Genomic DNA, 17,980 nt, shown 5'->3' with positions numbered 1-17,980 from the left:
CGATCTGACGGATCAGCACAGTGGGTGCTACGCGCTGTAGGAGGGGTGGCATGATGAGGCCCATGGTTAAGCCCGTCGCTCTCGCCACTGGAACCCTTGCCGCCGTTGCGTTGTCCCTGACCGGATGCAGTCCGGATCAGCCGGCCAGCACCGTGCCGGGGACCACGCCGCCGGTGTGGACCGGTTCCACCGCGCCATCGACCGCGGGCGAACATGGTGGCCACGGGGGTGGCGAGCAGCCGGTCCCATCGGGCGAGAAGCTCAATGCCACACTCAAGCTCGCCGATGGCACCCCGGTGGCATCCGCCGAGTTCGTCTTCCAGGACGGACAGGCCACCGTCACGGTCAAGACCACCGAGAACGGCAAGCTCACCCCGGGTTTCCATGGGCTGCACATCCACTCGTACAAGAAGTGCGACCCCAACTCCACCGCGCCGGCCGGCGGCACCCCGGGTGACTTCCTGTCCGCGGGTGGGCATTTCAACGTCCCCGGCTACACCGGTCACCCGTCCAGTGGCGACTTGGTATCGCTGAACATCCTCAAGGACGGCTCCGGTGAGCTGGTTACCACCACAGACTCGTTCACCAAGGACGATCTGACCGCGGGCAACGGCACTGCGATCATCATTCACGAGAAGGCGGACAACTTCGCCAACATCCCTCCGGAGCGGTACACCCAGGCCAACGGCACCGCCGGCCCCGACGACACCACGAAGTCGACGGGCGACGCAGGCAAGCGCGTGGCTTGCGGTGTCATTGACGCGGGCTAGCGGGCTCACGTTGAATCGTCGCGGCCCCGCGACGGGTGGCGCTTCCATCGAGTTCCGCGGGTCACCGCGGCCCACGCTCGGGGTGGAGTGGGAATTCGCGCTCGTCGATGCCCAGACCCGGGACCTCACCAATGAGGCGTCCGCGGTGCTCGCGGCGATCGGCGACAACCCGCACGTCCACAAGGAGCTGCTGCGCAACACCATCGAGGTCGTCACGGGTATCTGCGGGACGGTTGGTGAGGCGATGGCGGATCTGCAAACAACCCTCGCAACCGTGCGGCCCACCGTGCGGTCGATGGGGATGGAGCTGTTCTGCGCCGGAACGCATCCTTTCGCCCGCTGGTCTGCGCAACAGCTCACCGATGCCCCGCGTTACGACGAGCTGATTGCCCGCACCCAGTGGTGGGGACGCCAGATGTCGATCTGGGGTGTGCATGTGCACGTCGGTATCTCCTCCAAACACAAGGTGATGCCGATCGTCACGTCGATGCTGAACTACTACCCGCATCTGTTGGCGCTGTCGGCCTCATCGCCGCTGTGGGAGGGGCAGGACACCGGGTACGCCAGTAACCGAGCCATGATGTTTCAGCAGCTGCCCACGGCGGGCTTGCCCTTCCATTTTCAAACCTGGGAGCAGTTCGAGGGTTTCGTCGATGATCAGATGAAGACGGGAATAATCGACCAGCTCAACGAAATCCGTTGGGATATAAGGCCTTCACCTGCACTCGGCACGGTTGAGATCCGGATATTCGACGGGGTCTCCAATGTCGCCGAACTCGAGGCACTGGTGGCGCTGACCCATTGCCTGGTGGTAGACCTGGACCGCAAGCTGGAGGCGGGGGAGTCACTGCCCACCATGCCGCCCTGGCATGTGCAGGAAAACAAATGGCGCAGTGCACGTTATGGGCTTGACGCGGTCATCATCCTGGACGAGGACAGTAACGAGAGGCTCGTCACCGAGGATCTCGACGACCTGCTGACCCGATTGCAGCCGATTGCACGCATGCTGGAGTGTGAGAACGAGCTGGCCGCGGTGGAGGAGATCTACCGTCACGGTGGGTCATATCAACGGCAGCGCCGGGTGGCCGAAGAGCATGACGGCGACCTGGGGGCGGTCGTCGACTCGGTGGTCAACGAATTAGACTCCGCCTAGCCGCGTGCTCTAGGCGTACTGCGCATCGAATGATGCCTTGAGATAACGCATTTCCTCGTCCGTAGCCACCATGGTGACGATGGCAGAACCTGCCCGGGTGCTCACTTGAACGGCATCGGTGTCGTTATCCAACTGCTCCAACGAGACATCGGCGTCGGACGAGGGAACGGTGTTGGGCGGCATCACGACGATCGCGGTCATCCCCACGCGAACCGGCTGCTCGGTGGCTCCGTCGAAAACCGCGACTGAGTAGTTCCGATCTGAACCCGCCTGCATCGCACCGCGATTGAACTCGGTGACCCACAACAGGTTGTTATCCCCGACGGCCTCGACCATCTCCCGCCACATGGCGGGGCGACGGGTGTGCACCAGAACCCTCGCGCCGAGCGCCAGCGCGCGCAGCACCGCCTGCTGCGCGAGGTGCAGGGTGCCGCAGATCTCCACCCGGGCGATCTGCGGACCGAAGATCGGCAGCGCGATGGCTCGGCCGTACTCGTCGGCGCCTATCACCTGACCGCAGCCGGATGCAGGCAGCGCCAGCTCCCGGAAATCCCCGATCCCTCGTCCGTACACCCAGTGGCCCAGTGGCCGCTTCGGTTGCGGCAGAGGGAGGCTGGATGCCAGGGCGTTGAACTGCTGCCCGCGTAGCGGTGCCAACCCCTTCAGGTTGATGCGGCTGCCCAGCCCGTGGCTGTCGAACCGCACCAGGCCGCGGATCTTGATGTAGTCGTCCTCGCTGGCGTTCTGCAGCGAGACACATACCGTGGTCGAGTAACTCGGGATGGTCCACATCATGCCCAGTCCGGCAGTTGTCAGCGTGCTGCCCTTCAGGGCGTAGCTGCGCAACTGAAAGTTGCCCTCGCGGCAGTGGGTCCAGGTTTCGTCGACGTTGGTGAGGTTCACGCCATCGGACAGCTGGTTGGTGGCGTAGGAGATCTCGGCGGCCGTGAGGATTCGGGTCCGCAACCCGGCCTCGGTGAGTCGGTTGGCCACTCGGCGCGTGGCAGTCGTTGCGGTGCGGAGGATTCCACTGCGACCGCCGCTGCGGTGATTGACCGCCTCGGCGCACCGGGTGGGGTCGAAGCGCACCGCGATCCACACATTGCGTTGCGCGATGGCCGGTAGCGGCCCGAGTACCGCGTCGTACACCGCGGCAATCTGGGTGTGCCCGGACGACCGCGCGCCCTGGCTGATGACGTCGATCGAATCGAGGCTGATGTCGAACTGGCGCAGGCATTCGACCAGCAGCTCCACCGAGACCGTTTCCCCGGATACGGTCATCCCGGGTTCCATGACCGTCAGCGCCTGCGGATTCTCTTCAATCTTCAACAGTGAGAGCAGAGTTCGGCCGTCCCAGCGGAACCCGATCTGCGCGTCGTCACCCAGCGGTACGTCGAACGGCTCGGCCGCGGCCTTCTTGCGGGTCTTGCTGTGCTGGCCACGGAAGAAGTCGAACCGTGCCGCGAGCGCACGCGGCAGTGTGGTGCCACGCATCCGGATCACCAATATGAGTGACAGGACCAGGCCGGCGATTCCGCCTTGCCACCACGGCACATTGATGAGCAACGCGATGCCGATTCCCAATGCCGCCATGAATTCCAGGATCAGCATGTCGGCTATCGGCAACACGCGCTGCGGCACTATATCCGTAGTGCCGAGAAGCTTGCTGGGTTCGATCGGCGCGGGGCGGCCTCGCCGTGATGTGGCGTTGCGAGGACGAGCTGCCACGTAATCGCCTTCCTGGTCGTTCCCCGTTGTACCCGGTGTGGCTTTCCTGGTCCTCAACCGAGGACCTGCGGTACGCTACCGTCGCCTGTTGGGGGGACCTATTCCCGCCATTGATGCAGATGGGAGCGGTTATGCCAGCGCAGGTTACCACGCGCGCACAGGTAAACGGCTACCGTTTCCTGCTCCGTCGCCTGGAGCACGCGCTCATTCGTGGCGACTCCCGAATGATCCACGATCCCATGCGTGGGCAGATGCGATCGATGGTTGTCGGATTGGTCATCGGCATCATCATCACGGGTGCTTGTGGTGTGCTGGCGTTCTTCAAACCCTCACCCGCCATTGGCAATGCGCAAATTCTGCTCACCAAGCAGGGCGGCGCCATGTACGTGCGCATCGGCGACACCGTGCATCCCGTATTGAATCTTGCCTCCGCCCGGTTGATCTCCGGCAAGCCCGAAGAGCCCGCGGCCGTCGACGAGAAGAAACTCGGCGCATTGCCGCGTGGATCGGTGGTCGGGATCGTCGGCGCGCCAGATGCCATCCTCGGTGGCGACGATATGAACACATCGCATTGGACGGTATGTGATTCGTTGACGACGGCGCACGCGGTTCCGGGACAGCCGGAGACGGGTGGAAGCAAGCTCCTGACGACCGTGCTTGGCAATAAGCCGGTGCTGGGCAAAGACATTCGCGCGGCGAGTACGGCGGATATGTTGCTCGTGGGATCGGAACAGAACGCCTTCCTGATTTACGACGGTGTGCGCGCGCCCATTGACCTGACCGATGCGGTTGTGGTGCGGGCTCTGCACCTTGAGCAGGCTCCCCGCCGGGAGATATCGCCAGGGCTGTTGAACGCATTTCCACGGGTCGAGCCCATTAAGAGGGTCGTCATCGACGGCCTGGGCGAGTGGAGTAACAACGAAGCGCTGCGCTCCGCCGGTGCGCGAATCGGTTCGATCGTCGAGACCGAGGACTCCAGCGGCAAGCGCTTATTCGTCGTGCTGCGTGAGGGTATGCAGCCGGTGTCACCGGCGACCGCCGACATCATCCGGTACGGCGACCCGACCCCTAATCCCACGGTCCGCGAGATCCGGACTCTGCCGCCCGTGGTGGCCAGTACGACGCCCATCGTCAATACCCTGCCAACGGATCGATACCCGAAGGTCACACCTGTGATCGCTCCCATCGAGCCGGATCGGGTGGTGTGCCAGGCGTGGGAGAAGGACAACCCTGCTCCCGAATCCACGATGAGGCTGCTGATCGGTCACCGGCTGCCCATCCCGGAAGACGCGGCACCCGTGCAGTTGGCCACCGCCGATGGGAACGGGCCCGGACTGGACCAGGTCTACCTCAAACCGGGGACCGGCGAGTACATCGAGGCCATCGGAGGCGAGAAGGATTCACGCGCCAACGGTCCGATGTTCTATGTGGCCGACACCGGTCAGGCGTATCACATCAAGGACTTCCCCTCGGCCGACGCACTCGGTGTGACCGGTTGGATACCCACAGACAAGAAGGACCGGCAGCACCCTCAATCGGCTCCTTGGCCGATCATCAAACTGTTGCCGCCGGGCCCCGAACTATCGCAACAGGCCGCGCTCATCGCGCATGACGGGATGGCAGCAGATCCCAAGGGGCTGAAGATAACCCCGCCCAAGTAGTTCTGCCCGCTAGATCCGCATGTCCCGGGCGAATGAGTACAGCCGTACGATCCAGAAGCACAGCGGGAACACCAAGGCGATCGCCAGGTACTCCAGCAGCTCCACCCACCGGCGCATGACCGGTGAGAACTCCAGCAGGGGAGCCACCACACCGCAGGCAACCGCCAGCACGGCCACGATCACCAGGCCGAGGAGGGCGGTGACTTCCCAGCCGGGTAGGTACGCGGCCGTCTTGACCATCGCCGCCAATCCGATGAACAAGCCCGAACCGATCAGCGTGGCCGACTGCGTCAGATTGTGATGGCTCCGACCCCGCAGGCACAGCACGGTTGCCACTGCTATCGCGAAAACTGTTCCTTGCCAGAAGAACCCGTTGGACACGTCGACCGCCAGGTAGGCGCCGACAGCGGCGGCCACGGCTGCGGCGGCGAGAATCCCACTGAGATACTGGTTTGCGCGCGTGACGCGAACAACCATGCCTTCCTCGGTCGGGATGATCTGCTTGCCAATCGCGTTGACGCCCTCGACTGTTGTCCCACCCTGCGTTTCGATATCGTCGAGCGGCTCTCCGGCAGTGGGGACCCGGGGAATCGGGAGTTTGGACAGCACAATGGTCATCCGTGGCGAGAGATACACGGCGAGGACCGAGACCGTGGCGAGAACGGCGCCGACCGCCCGCGAGGGAGGTGCCAGGAGCACATTGGCCAGGGAAGCGCCGCCTGCCAGCACTGCCAGTGCGATGACGAAGGTGTGAAACGTTCGACCCTCCCGGCTGATTTGCAATGCCAGCAGTGACGCAAGAGCGGTCAGCGCGCACGCCATGGGCAGGGATATCGCCCCGAATCCGTCAGGAATGAGATAGAGGGCGCCGGCGAAAATCAGCGGCGTGGCGACCACCGACAGCCCGACCTCTACTCGCGGATCGACCTTGCGATGGGCCAGCACGGACCCGGTGACGAGCAGGGCGATCCCGCAGAGCACCGTTGCCAATCCGGCGATCATGTTGCCGGAGTACCGGTGCAGCAGCACGGCTGCTGAGAGCGATGCCGCCAGCCCCACCCCGAAGTACGTGAAGTATCGGCGATTACGTTCCCACAGGGTGGGGTCGGCCGCCCCCGGACGTCCTGTGCCGTCGAGCGCCTCCACATCGTCGAACAGCAGCGGTGCGGCGCTCTCTGCTATCTCCCGCAAAACCAGGACATCGCCGTCGTAGATATCCGCTTCGGAGAGTGATTTGGCCAGATCCACCGGCGCAGCGCCCAGCTTGGCCAGGCTCCAGCGGCCCTCGGTGTTGTCGAACGCGGTATCGCCGGGATCGGAACCGCTCCCGGCGTACTGCACCTGTAGTTGTTTATTTGCAATGTCAATGACGTCATCGATGAACGCGGCGATACCGACGTTCGCGGGCAGGCCTACATCCAGCTGCATCCCGCCGACCAGCAGCGTCAGCCGGCTGAGCTCCGGCTCCGATCCGGCATCGGGCTCGAGATCGGCAAGTGACGGCGGTAGCGTCATCGTCGAAATGCCTCCTTAATATGTTCTCGACTGTTTCATAAGTCTGGTATCCAGCCGGTAAGCGTTGCTGGATGGTGTGAGAATACCGACCAGGGCAGATCTACAGGGCATGTCGGGAGTGGGATTGGGAACACAGGGTTTCGTGCGGCGATCGCGGGTGGCGCCGCCACGTATGCCGGGTGGAGAAGTCAGCCTGCAGCCGCCGCCAGAGGTGCCGCGGATGATTCCGGGCAACCTCTTTATGAAGCTCATGCCGTTCGTGATGATCGTTGCGGTGGTCGGCATGATCGCGCTGATGTTCACCGTGGGTGGGCGCAGTATGGCCACCAACCCGATGTTCATGATGTTCCCGATGATGATGATCATGTCGATGGTCGGCATGTTCATGGGCGGCGGGGGACGGACCGGTAAGGCTGCTTCCGAACTCAACGAGGAACGCAAGGACTACTTCCGGTACCTCGCCAACCTTCGTGACGATTCCGATGTCACCGGGGACGCACAGCGCACCGCGCTGGAGTGGAGCCATCCCGATCCACGTGCGCTCGCGGATGTGGTGGGAACGCGCCGCATGTGGGAGCGACGGCCCTCTGATCCCGACTTCTGCCACGTCCGTGTCGGTATTGGCACCCATCGCCTCGCTTCGCGGCTGTTGGCACCGGAAACCGGTCCTCCCGAAGATTTGGAACCGGTATCGACGGTCGCGTTGCGCCGCTTCGTGAAAACGCACTCGGTGGTGCACGCCTTACCCACCGCGGTATCGCTACGCGCGTTTCCCGCCATCAATCTCGAAGGCGACCGCAAGCTCACCCAGCAGTTGGTGCGCTCGATGCTTCTGGAGCTCTGTGTGTTCCATGGGCCTGACCACGTTCAGATCGCCGTCGTGACGGCCAACCCCGACGGTGAGAACTGGGGTTGGGTCAAATGGCTTCCGCATGCCCAACATTCAACAGCTCGCGACGGTTTGGGTGCGGTCCGGTTGGTATTTCCGACACTGGAGCTGTTGGAGAATTCACTGGCGGCCGAGCTGGGAGAGCGGGGTCGCTTCACACGCAATGCCCAACCGGTACAAGGCATGAAGCATCTCGTCGTGGTGATCGACGACGGTTACACCTCTGGGGACGAGCGGCTGGTCACCGAGGCGGGGCTGGATAGCGTGACGGTTTTGGATCTCAACGCGCCGACCGACGGGGTGGCTGCACGACGTGGTCTGCAATTGGTTGTCGAACCCGGCGATATCGGGGCGAGGACCGCGGTGGGTGCGGAACGGTTTGCTACGCCCGATGCGCTTGCGGTTGCGGAGGCCGAGGCCACCGCGCGTCGGGTCGGGCGGTTCCGGCCCGCGAATGCGGCACACATCGTTAGCCTCGAATCCGAGTCGCGTGCCGTCGATCCGGGTTTGATGGCGCTACTGAAGATTCCCGATGCCACCGAGATCGACCCCGATCAGGTGTGGCGTCCCCGCTCGCCCCGGGAGCGCCTGCGGGTGCCGATCGGTATCACGCCCAACGGGCAGCCGTTGGAGCTGGATATCAAGGAGTCGGCGGAGAACGGTATGGGGCCGCACGGCCTGTGCATCGGTGCCACCGGATCCGGGAAGTCGGAGTTCCTGCGGACCCTGGTGTTGGCGATGATCACCTCGCACTCGCCGGATGCTCTGAACCTCGTCCTGGTCGACTTCAAAGGTGGCGCAACATTTCTGGGTCTGGATGGGGCACCACATGTGTCAGCCATCATCACCAACCTGGAGGACGAACTCATCCTTGTGGACCGCATGCGTGACGCGCTGGCCGGCGAGATGAATCGGCGCCAGGAGTTGCTACGTTCCGCCGGGAACTTCCCGAATGTCACGGAGTACGAACGTGCTCGCGTCAACGGCGCAGACTTGGACCCCCTCCCCGCGCTGTTCATCGTGGTGGACGAGTTCTCCGAATTGCTTTCGCAAAAACCTGATTTCGCGGAATTGTTCGTGATGATCGGACGCCTGGGCCGCTCTCTGCATGTTCACCTTTTGTTGGCTTCGCAGCGTCTGGAGGAAGGGAAGCTGCGCGGTCTCGACTCCCACTTGTCGTACCGGATTGGCCTCAAGACGTTTTCCGCCGGAGAATCTCGCAGTGTTCTCGGCGTTCCGGATGCCTACCACTTGCCCAGCGTTCCCGGCTCGGCCTACCTTAAGACCGATGCGTCCGAGCCGACTCGGTTCAACGCGTCCTATGTATCCGGCGAGTATGTGAAGCCCAGGGGAGCGTCGCGCTCTGGTCGCGTGTCACAGCTGGGTGCACTGGCGCCGAAGCTCTTCACCGCGTCGCCGGTCGCCAAGGATCCCAAGCCGGCGACCTCGGTGCAGAAGGCTCAGGAAGAAGCGGTAGCGGTCGTGCAGTCGCCGACGAAGACGACCCTGCTCGATGTCGTGGTGGGTCGAATCAGGGGGCATGGGCGTCCCGCGCACGAGGTGTGGCTGCCGCCGCTCGATGAGAGCCCCGCAGTCAATCAGCTTCTGCCCGAGCCCGAATGGAATGCCCCGGAGAACGTCAACGGCCGCCTCGTCATGCCGATGGGCGTTATCGATCGACCGTATGACCAGCGCCGCGACGTGATGATGGTCGATCTGGCCGGCGCCAACGGCAACGTGGTCGTGGTGGGTGGCCCGCAGTCGGGCAAGTCCACGGCCCTGCGAACGCTCATCGTCGCCGGTGCCGCCACACACACTCCCGAACAGCTGCAGTTCGTGTGTCTCGACTTCGGTGGTGGCACGCTGACGAGTCTGACCAATCTTCCGCACGTGAGTTCCGTGGCCGGCCGTATGGATGCCGATCGGATCCGACGGACCGTCGCCGAGGTATCGGGTCTGCTACGGGCACGTGAGCTTCGCTTCCGCGACCTGGGTATCGAGTCGATGCGTGATTTCCGGCAACGCAAGGCCCATCTGGCGACGCTACCCCCCGCGGAAGCGGCTCAGGACCCGTTGAGCCAAGACAAGTTCGGTGACCTGGTGCTCGTCATCGATGGCTGGGCCTCGATCCGCAGCGATTTCGAGATCCTTGAGCCTGTCCTGCAATCCATTGCGATCCAGGGACTTTCATACGGTATCCACCTGGCAATCTCGGCGTCACGCTGGATGGAGATCAGGCCCGCCGTGAAAGACATGCTGGGCACCCGCATCGAATTGCGCCTCGGCGATCCGATCGACAGCGAGATGGGGCGCAAGTTCGCCGAGCTGGTCCCCGTCGGCAGACCGGGCCGCGGTATCAACGCTGAGAAGCTGCATGTTCTGATGGCGTTGCCACGCCTGGACTCGAGCTCGGACGTCGAGGATCTGCCTCAGGGCGTCGCGGCGACCGTGGAGATGATGCGGGACCACTACCTCGGGCGGGGCGCGCAACAGGTACGGATGCTGCCCCTGGACCTGGATCGAAACCTGGTCATCGATTCGGCGCGTCGGACCGGTCGACTGTCCAAATCGAAGATCCCGATCGGTATCGACGAAGCGGAATTGGCGCCTGTTGTAGTCGATTTCGATGCCCAACCGCATTTCGTCGCCTTCGCCGACATCGAATGCGGCAAGACCTCATTCCTGCGCAATATTGCGCAGGGCGTTATGGAGAATGCGACGCCGGAGGAAGCCAAGCTGGTCCTGGTGGACTTCCGCAGGTCCATGCTCGGTGCGGTGGACGGCGACCACCTGGGTGGGTACGCCACCGCTGCTCAATCATGTGGTGAGCTCATGACGAGTCTCGCGAGCTCGCTACGGGACCGGCTGCCCGCCAACGACATCACGCAACAGCAGCTCAAGGACAGGTCATGGTGGAGCGGTCCTGAGATCTTCGTGTTGATCGACGACTACGACCTGGTGGCGATCAACAACATGAACAACCCACTCGCGCCGATTGCCGAATTCCTGCCGCAGGCGCGCGATATCGGCTTACGCGTGGTGGTCACACGGCGCAGCGGTGGTGCGGGGAAGGCGATGTTCGACCCGTTCATCGGCCGCATGCGCGACTTGTCCTGCAACGCGTTAGTCATGAGTGGATCCAAGGAAGAGGGCGCATTGTTCGGCGGTTACAAGGCGATGCAGATGCCGCCGGGGCGTGGCATGTTGATCTCGCGCACGATGTCGAGCGGGGTCATCCAACTTTCCCGGATGCCCGACCTGTGACCGGTATCAGGGAACTGGCCCAGTCCCAGATACTGACCGCGGCCGCCGAGCACGTCCGTGTCTCGGTCTTCGGCGGTAGGACTCAGCTGGATATCGCTCTGCCCCTGGATCTTCCGATCGCCGCATTCGTACCCGAGTTGGCCAAGCTGGTTTCCTCGCGTGATGTGAAACGTGACGAGGACGTGACGCCGCGCGAGGACCGTAAGAATCACTGGGTGCTGCGGCGCGTGGAGTCGGATATCCCGCTCACACCTGAATCGACCCTGCGTGACGCCGGGATCGGGCATGGGGACTTGTTGTATCTGTCCTCGGAACGAACACTTGATGCTCCGACGCTGTATGACGATGTCGTCGATGCCGCAGCCAAACTCAACCGATCCTCGTACGCGCCTTGGGATGCCGCATCGGCACGGATCATGGGTGTAGCGGGCCTGTACCTCGTCTCGGCAGCGTTCGTCTATTTCCTGGTCGACCTCTCCTTCCGTCCGCAGTGGGCGGTGGTGGCCGCGCTGTCGGTCATCATGGTCGGGGTGCTGCTCGCCGGGGCGACCGTCGCGTACCGCTCATATGAGCGCACCGATATCGCGTCCGCACTCACCTGGGCCAGTATCCCCATCGCGGCGGGAACCTGTTGGGCGTTCCTGCATGTGTTCGGGCATCTCGGGGTGGCAGGCGGTTGCCTGGCGATGCTGGTGTTCAACTTTGCCGCGTACCGGCTCGTCGGCACCGGAAACTGGGGATTCCTTTGTAGCTCTGTGGTTTTTGCCTTGTGCGGATTGGCATTGATCGCACAGGGGGCCTGGTCTCCAGACGCTTCCGTCACCGGCGCCGCCCTCGCGGTGACTGCCACATTGCTGACTCTCACCGTGCCCTGGTTGACGGCCTCGCTGGGCAGATTTGACCCGCCGACCGCGGATGCACCCGTTGATGGGGAGCTGTTCGAGAATCCGTTCAACAGATCATCGGACAAGGACTCTCCGAACGATTCGACCTCGGCCGAGTCCATTCCGACCGCCGAGAACGCCAGGGAGCGAGTGAAGATGGCCGTGGCCACGCGGTCGGCTCTGTTCAGTGGTCTGGGAATCGCAGCGGGTTCGGGAATCGTCGTAAGCCTCTCCCCCGCGAGCCAGGTGGCATGGGCGCCAATGGTTTTGGCGGCGTTGGTGGCCGGGGTGCTTGGCCTGCGCGCACGCCCCCGTCTCGCCGGGTTTGAGAAGGCATCTCTCGGGGTTCCCGCCGTGGCAATCACGATCTTGACCTGTGTGCTTGCCCAGTCCGGCTCCACCTTGATCGGGGTTGTGGCATTCGGGGTGCTACTTGGGCTGGGTGTCGTAGCCGCGCTGGTCGGCGTCCTTTTCGCGGGAGGGCGCAGAATGGGCCGCCTCACCGCAGGATTGGCGTATGTCGAGTATCTGATGGTGGCTTCGCTCATACCCGTCGGGTTATGGGTGGCGGGGGCCTACCGTCATTTCAGCGGGGTTCCATGGTGAACCCGGCGCTGCGGGGGGCCGCCGTGCTGGCCACGGTCGGCTTGGTGGCGCTGCTGGCACCGCCACCGGCGCAAGCCATCGGACCACCGATCGTCGAACCGGGCCCGCCTCCCGCCGGCAGTGTCGGCCCGACGGAGCCCACCGAACAGAAGCAGGTGTGTGCCGTCACCGGCCTCTTACCGGGTACCGACGCCAGGCTGCAAACGGCCGCCGACATGATGCTGAATTATGAAGGAGCGCGGCAGTTCTCCCGGGGATTTGGGCAGAAGGTTGCGGTCATCGACACCGGTGTCAGTCCCCACCCACGACTACGGGTGGAGCCCGGCGGCGACTATGTGTCGAACTCCGACGGGCTCCAGGACTGCGATGCGCACGGCACCCTGGTCGCCGGCATCATCGCCGCCGCTCCGTCAGATACCGACAATTTCGCGGGTGTCGCACCCGAGGCGACGATCCTGTCGATCCGTCAGAACAGCAGTTCATTTGCCATCAAGGGCAGCGGATCGAATAAGGACGATCCCAATTCCAACTCAGCGGGCTATGGCAACACGACAACCCTGGCGTTCGCGATTACCCGCGCCGTCGAGCTGGGTGCCACGGTCATCAACCTTTCCGAAGTCGCGTGTGCCCCAGAAGGTGTACACATCGACGACAACGCGGTGGGCAGAGCGGTGCGCTACGCGTACGAGCGCAATGTGGTGGTGGTGGCGGCGGCTGGGAACGTCGGTAAGGACGGCGCCTGTAAGACGCAGAACGACATGACCGATCCCAACCGTTCCATGGAGACCGCCTGGCCGACCGTCAAAACTGTTGCCTCACCGGCCTACTTCTCTCAGTATGTGCTGACGGTCGCCGCCTTGGACAAGGAAGCCGAACCTGCCGAATTCAGCCTGCGGGGGCCGTGGATCGGTGTCGCCGCGCCGGGTGAGGGCATTCTGTCGCTAGACCCATTTGGGCCCGGTGTTATCAACGGCATCATGGGGCAACAGGGCCTGGCGCCGATCAACGGCACCAGCTTCGCCGCACCGTTCGTTTCCGGGCTGGTGGCTCTCGTGCGTTCGCAACGACCGGATCTCAACGCGGGTCAGGTGATCGAATTGATTAAACGCACCGCGCGCACACCGGGTAACGGCCCCAACATTGCGTCCGGTTACGGCATGATCGACCCGGTGGCGGCGCTGTCCGCCGAAGTGCCCCCCGCCGATCAGATGCCGGACCCCGATATGAACAAGGCGGTCGTGGAACTGCCGAAAACGGGTCATGCGGCGACCCTGGCGCGCAACGTCATGCTGATCGCCACCGCAACGTGCATCGCCGCAATGGTCGCCGTCTGGGCGCTGTTCTTACCCAGCCGGCGACGCGAGGAAGCTACGGCGCCGGTCAACGATATCGACGCCGTCACCTCCGTCGATATCAAGCGTTAGCCGACCGATAGCCAGAACTCCAGGATCGCGGCCGCCTGCTGCTCTGGATTGCCTTCATGGGGGCGCAGCACCAGGTCGGCCCTCTCGGGAGCCTCGTAGGGAGCATTGACTCCGGTGAAATCGCTGATCTCGCCGGCACGGGCCTTGGCGTACATGCCCTTCGGATCGCGCTGCTCGCAGATCTCCACCGGGGTGTCGACGAATATCTCGACGAACGGCAGCCCGGCCTTCTCGTGCTGGTCCCGGATCTTGTCACGATCGGCTCGATACGGACTGATGAGCGCGGCCACCGCGACAACGCCCGAGTCGGAGAGGATCTGGGCGACGGCACCGACACGGCGCACGTTCTCGGCGCGGTCGGTCGCGGAGAATCCGAGATCGGCGTTGAGGCCGTGTCGCAGATTGTCGCCGTCGAGTCGATAGGCGGGAATGCCCATCGCAACCAAGCGTCGCTCCAATTCTACTGCCACGGTGGATTTTCCGGAGGCCGAAAGCCCGGTGATCCAGATCGTCCCACCCTTGGTGGAGCGTTCCTCCCGCGAAACCGCGGACGAGTGCCAAACCACCTTGGACTGGTGCAGCGTGGGTCCGGAAATCATGCCCGCCGCAACGGTGTTGTTGGTCGCCTCGTCGATCAGGATGAAGCTGCCGGTGGTCCGGTTGCGTCGGTACGGGTCGAACATGATCGGTCGCTGCAGTCGTAGCTGCACACGACCGATCTCGTTGAGCTTCAGCTCTTTTGCTTCCTGGTCGCGGTGCAGGCTGTTGACATCGAGACGGTAGTCGAGCCCTGCGATGGCGACCTTCACCGTCGAATTCGCGTGCTGCATCACGAACCGTGACCCCTCGGACAGCGTGGACACATCGGTGAACCAGCACACCATGGCATCGATCTGCGCACCGACCAGCGGCCGGTTGTTCGGACGGCAGAGCATGTCACCGCGGCCCAGGTCCAGCTGATCGGCGAGTTGCACACTGACCGCGCTCCCGGCGAAGGCCTCGTCCACGACCGAACCGCCCGGCCCCCAGATCGCCGATACGGTTGAGGTGAAACCGGAAGGCAGCGCCACGATCTCGTCACCAGGTTTGAACACGCCGCTGGCGACGGTTCCGGCGACGGCACGGAAATCGTGCAGGTCGGTGATCTGCTCGGCACCGTGTGCTGCCGCACCACCCTGGGGACGGATGACGTACTGGATGGGGAAGCGAGCGTCGATCAGGTTGCGGTCCGACGAAATGTGTACCTGCTCAATATGATGCAGCAGCGACGGGCCCTCGTACCACGGGGTATTGGTAGACCGGGTGACGATGTTATCGCCGAGAAGCGCCGATACCGGAATGACGGTGAGGTCGTGCAGTTCTAGCTTCGTTGCGAATCGCCGGAACTCCTCCTTGATTTCGTCGAATCGCTGAGGGGACCAGTCGACCAGGTCCATTTTGTTGATGCACAGCACCACATGCTCGACACCGAGCAACGAGGTGATGAACGCATGCCGACGGGTCTGCTGGGTCAGGCCGTTACGCGCGTCGACCAGAATGATCGCCAGGTCTGCGGTGGAGGCGCCGGTCACCATATTGCGCGTGTACTGCTCGTGGCCTGGGGTATCGGCGATGATGAATTTACGCACGGGCGTGGAGAAATAGCGGTGCGCGACGTCGATGGTGATGCCCTGCTCGCGCTCGGCCCGTAGGCCGTCGGTGAGCAGCGCGAGGTTGGTATGCGTTTCGCCCTTGGCCTTGCTGGTGGCTTCCACGGCGGCCAGCTGATCGGCGAAGATCGACTTCGAGTCATAGAGCAGGCGGCCGATGAGGGTGGACTTGCCGTCGTCGACGCTGCCCGCGGTGGCGACGCGGATGAGCTCCTGAGCCGGCTCGGCGGTTTCTATCACGGTGCCCATCAGAAGTACCCTTCCTTCTTGCGGTCTTCCATACCGGCCTCGGAGATCCGGTCGTCGGCTCGGGTGGCTCCCCGCTCCGTGATGCGTGTGGCGGCAATCTCTTCCACCACCGCGCTGGGCGTCGACGCGACGGACTCAACAGCGCCCGTGCAGGTGGCGTCGCCGATGGTTCTAAAGCGCACCGACTTCTCGACAAGTTCCTCACCCGGTTGCAGGGTAAGGAACCTGGTGTCTGACAAGAGCATTCCGTCGCGCTCCACTACACGGCGAGTGTGCGCGTAATAGAGAGGGGGCAGCGCCAGGCCATTGCGGCTCTCCGATTCGATGTACTGCCAGATGTCCAGCTCGGTCCAGTTGGACAGCGGGAACACACGGATGTGCTCACCCTTGCGGTGGCGGCCGTTGTAGATGTTCCAGAGTTCGGGGCGCTGCGCGCGTGGATCCCACTGACCGAACTCATCGCGGAAGCTGAACACCCGCTCCTTGGCACGGGCCTTCTCCTCGTCGCGGCGGGCCCCACCAAACACCGCGTCGAAGCGGTGCTCGGTGATGCTGCGCAACAGAGTCGCGGTCTGCAGACGGTTACGGGTGGCGCCCGGCCCGGTTTCCTCGACCACCGCGCCGGAGTCGATGTCGTCCTGCACGCTGCCAACTTCCAGGCGCAGGTTGTACCGGCTCACGGTCTCGTCGCGAAAGGCGATGACCTCGTCGAAGTTGTGCCCGGTATCGATGTGCATGACCGGGAAGGGCAGCGGCGATGGCCAGAACGCCTTGGCCGCGACATGCAGCATGACGACGGAATCCTTGCCGCCGGAGAACAGCAGTACGGGCCTTTCGAAGGTTGCTGCAACCTCTCGGAATATGTAGACCGCCTCAGCCTCCAGGGCGTTCAAGTGCGACAACTCATACGAATCGGCCCGTGATGAGGCCCCCGCAAGCGGGAGGGACCCCCAGCTTGCGCGAAGAGCATCGGTATCTGCCGCCATCCTCGACTCCTTTAGTGGTCCAAATATGTACCGCATCGGTTCGTATTCGGTCCAGCCCAGATTAGAACGCGTTCTCGTCGGGTGTCAATGGCGAGTCGCCGGACGTCGAGTGTGAGTGTCAGCGCGCGAAAACCACCGAGTGTGGGCGCTGGTGCGCACACTCGGCAGAAAAGGTGCAGCTAGGCGGGCTTGATGCCGCCGATGTGTTCGGTGATCCCGTGCGCGGTGCGAACCAGCGCCTTGGCCCGCGCGGTGATCTCCGCGTCCGTGAGGTCGGCGGCGATATAGAGGCTCGCGACCATGGCTTGCTTGCCGTTGTGGTCGTAGACCGGTGCCGACATGACATTTACCCGGTGGCGCGCCTTCGCCCCCGAGCCGACGGTGTAGTTCTCACTGCGCAGGTAGACCCGCTCGCCGATTCCCGAGACGATCTCCCCGAGTAGGGCGCGTAGCTCATTGGGTATGTCGCCGGGCACCCCGGCCATGAGGGAGTACAGCTGCCGGCCGGCGGGGGTCAACAGCTCGACGAGGTAGCCGTCGGTGCGACATTCCTCGATCACCTTGCGGAGACGATCATCTGCGGTGCGGCCGGGTGCGGTGGGGTCCTTGGCCAGCCAGGAGGTGATGGTCTCGTCGGTATCCCAGAGGACGAACATGAGGCCCACCGGAGGGGTGAACGGATAGCTCTGGCCGACCTCGACACGGACGGGGTGATCGGGGTCGCTGACCACTTCCAGCACAGTGACCCGGTCGCTGACCACTGCGGACAATGCCGCAGTATGGCCGAATTCGCGTGTCAGCGCCAACAATTGATCGCGGCTCGCGGGCTTGGCGCGCAGTGACTCCTGGGCGGCTCTGCCGATGCGGATGAGCGCCGGGCCCAGGCTGTACGTCTTATCGCGGTCGTCCCGGATGAGGTACCCCGACTCGGCGAGGGTGGTGACGATGCCCAGGCAGGTGGGCTTGCTCAGGCCGAGTCGACGCGCCAACTCGGAGAGTCCGAATCGTTCGGTGCGATGCCGCGCCATGAAGTCGAGTACGGCCATCACGCGTTCGGTGGGAGGGGACGTCCTGCCGGCCCCATTGTCCCGATCCTCGACCACTGGTGAAACCTCCTGTGCCCCTCCGTAGTTCCTGGCATTCTTGACGTACCTGTGCATGGCGCTCTAGTGTCGGAGGAATTCTACCACTGCGGTACAAAT

The 17,980-nt window shown here is 63.7% G+C and carries 11 protein-coding genes; 6 read left to right on the top strand and 5 right to left on the bottom strand.

Going from position 1 to position 17,980, the window contains the following annotated elements; genetic code table 11:
• The first annotated feature begins 50 nt into the window (after window positions 1-50).
• Together MLB1_RS07575 and MLB1_RS07570 are read left to right on the top strand one after the other, a co-directional pair.
• Window positions 51-770, top strand: coding sequence for a superoxide dismutase family protein (locus MLB1_RS07575; protein ID WP_180749013.1), 720 nt, complete (start codon window positions 51-53; stop codon window positions 768-770).
• Window positions 771-780: 10 nt separating this feature from the next.
• A complete protein-coding gene (locus MLB1_RS07570; protein ID WP_219602585.1) occupies window positions 781-1,923 on the top strand; it encodes a glutamate--cysteine ligase in 1,143 nt (380 codons plus the stop codon).
• Window positions 1,924-1,932: 9 nt separating this feature from the next.
• Here MLB1_RS07570 and eccE read toward each other — a convergent pair whose 3' ends face one another.
• Window positions 1,933-3,651, bottom strand: coding sequence for a type VII secretion protein EccE (gene eccE, locus MLB1_RS07565; protein ID WP_371750568.1), 1,719 nt, complete (start codon window positions 3,649-3,651; stop codon window positions 1,933-1,935).
• A 131-nt stretch (window positions 3,652-3,782) separates the two neighbouring features.
• Here eccE and eccB point away from each other — a divergent pair, with 131 nt between their 5' ends.
• Window positions 3,783-5,312, top strand: coding sequence for a type VII secretion protein EccB (gene eccB / locus MLB1_RS07560; RefSeq protein WP_180749012.1), 1,530 nt, complete (start codon window positions 3,783-3,785; stop codon window positions 5,310-5,312).
• Between the two features lie 9 nt (window positions 5,313-5,321).
• Here the strand turns inward: eccB and eccD (MLB1_RS07555) are convergent, their stop codons facing one another.
• On the bottom strand, window positions 5,322-6,827 hold the full coding sequence (eccD, locus tag MLB1_RS07555) for a type VII secretion integral membrane protein EccD (protein WP_180749011.1): 1,506 nt from the start codon (window positions 6,825-6,827) through the stop codon (window positions 5,322-5,324).
• Window positions 6,828-6,951: 124 nt separating this feature from the next.
• On the opposite strand from eccD (MLB1_RS07555), the gene eccCa reads away from it, so the two are divergent.
• The 3 genes from eccCa to mycP are packed head-to-tail and all read left to right on the top strand — an operon-like array spanning window position 6,952 to window position 13,894.
• Complete coding sequence (gene eccCa / locus MLB1_RS07550) at window positions 6,952-10,980, top strand: type VII secretion protein EccCa (RefSeq protein ID WP_180749747.1); 4,029 nt, start codon at window positions 6,952-6,954, stop codon at window positions 10,978-10,980.
• Window positions 10,977-12,470 (top strand): type VII secretion integral membrane protein EccD, encoded by a 1,494-nt coding sequence (gene eccD / locus MLB1_RS07545; RefSeq protein ID WP_180749010.1) that lies wholly within the window; start codon window positions 10,977-10,979, stop codon window positions 12,468-12,470. Before eccCa ends, eccD (MLB1_RS07545) begins: the two co-directional genes overlap by 4 nt.
• Entirely contained in the window at window positions 12,464-13,894 is a 1,431-nt protein-coding gene (gene mycP / locus MLB1_RS07540) for a type VII secretion-associated serine protease mycosin (RefSeq protein ID WP_180749009.1), read from the top strand. Before eccD (MLB1_RS07545) ends, mycP begins: the two co-directional genes overlap by 7 nt.
• On the opposite strand, the gene cysC is transcribed toward mycP, so the two are convergent.
• The 3 genes from cysC to MLB1_RS07525 all read right to left on the bottom strand — a co-directional run bounded on the left by cysC (window position 13,891) and on the right by MLB1_RS07525 (window position 17,881).
• Entirely contained in the window at window positions 13,891-15,792 is a 1,902-nt protein-coding gene (cysC, locus tag MLB1_RS07535; RefSeq protein WP_180749008.1) for an adenylyl-sulfate kinase, read from the bottom strand. The two genes, mycP and cysC, sit on opposite strands and share 4 nt — an antisense overlap.
• A complete protein-coding gene (gene cysD / locus MLB1_RS07530) occupies window positions 15,792-16,778 on the bottom strand; it encodes a sulfate adenylyltransferase subunit CysD (RefSeq protein ID WP_180749007.1) in 987 nt (328 codons plus the stop codon). Before cysD ends, cysC begins: the two co-directional genes overlap by 1 nt.
• Window positions 16,779-16,957: 179 nt before the next feature.
• The gene (locus tag MLB1_RS07525; RefSeq protein WP_180749006.1) at window positions 16,958-17,881 is read right to left on the bottom strand and encodes a helix-turn-helix domain-containing protein; all 924 of its coding nucleotides are present in this window, start codon (window positions 17,879-17,881) and stop codon (window positions 16,958-16,960) included.
• Window positions 17,882-17,980: the final 99 nt, after the last annotated feature.

Source organism: Mycobacteroides sp. LB1, from assembly GCF_013449725.1.
Lineage (GTDB): Bacteria > Actinomycetota > Actinomycetes > Mycobacteriales > Mycobacteriaceae > Mycobacterium.
The sequence above is the reverse complement of the archived record's forward strand: the minus strand, read 5'-3'. Positions and strand labels throughout refer to the sequence as shown.